We start from the raw sequence: 526 nt of genomic DNA, 5'->3' as shown, positions 1-526 counted from the left end.
ACCTGTTTTCCTGGGGCACGCATGTTCGGTTGCCATGAATTCATTGCTTACGATGATGAACTGGAAATACGCACGACCATGAGCATCGAAGGTTTTTTGTCTTTTTTGTGGAGAAAAATCGTTGCGGAAAGTGTGGCGCATGGAATGGAAAAGCAAACGGAGGCGCTGATTGAAAAAGCCAGAAGTGTCTGAGTCTTCCCCCTTCAGGCACGCTCAGGCAGATGACAGCCCCGGGTTCCTGTTGTGGAAGCTCACCGCTCTATGGCAGAGAAAACTCGGCGGTATCTTCGATGCGTTTGCCCTTACCCAAACCCAGTTTGCCATCCTGGCTTCACTCCTGTGGTTCGAGCGACAGCATGAGCCACCGACCCAGGCTCGCCTGGTCGAGCATGCCAAGATCGACAAGATGACCCTTTCCAAAGCCATTCGAAAACTTGAGGAAGCTGGGCTGGTCAATCGGGAGTCTTCAACTTCGGATACCCGTGCCATACAGGTTCGATTCACTGTCGCGGGACGCAAACTGATT

At 52.3% G+C, this 526-nt stretch carries 1 protein-coding gene and 1 pseudogene; both read left to right on the top strand.

Going from position 1 to position 526, the window contains the following annotated elements; all coding sequences use genetic code 11:
* Positions 1–192: pseudogene (locus IV91_RS18620) on the top strand (polyketide cyclase); the annotation flags it as partial.
* Positions 170–526: MarR family winged helix-turn-helix transcriptional regulator (locus tag IV91_RS0113850; RefSeq protein ID WP_150112524.1), on the top strand; the 357-nt coding region annotated here is incomplete at its 3' end. The pseudogene IV91_RS18620 and the gene IV91_RS0113850, both read left to right, overlap by 23 nt.

Origin of the sequence: Ferrovum myxofaciens, from assembly GCF_000735045.1 — a bacterium.
In the GTDB taxonomy this organism is placed as follows: domain Bacteria; phylum Pseudomonadota; class Gammaproteobacteria; order Burkholderiales; family Ferrovaceae; genus Ferrovum; species Ferrovum myxofaciens.
The sequence above is the reverse complement of the archived record's forward strand: the minus strand, read 5'-3'. Positions and strand labels throughout refer to the sequence as shown.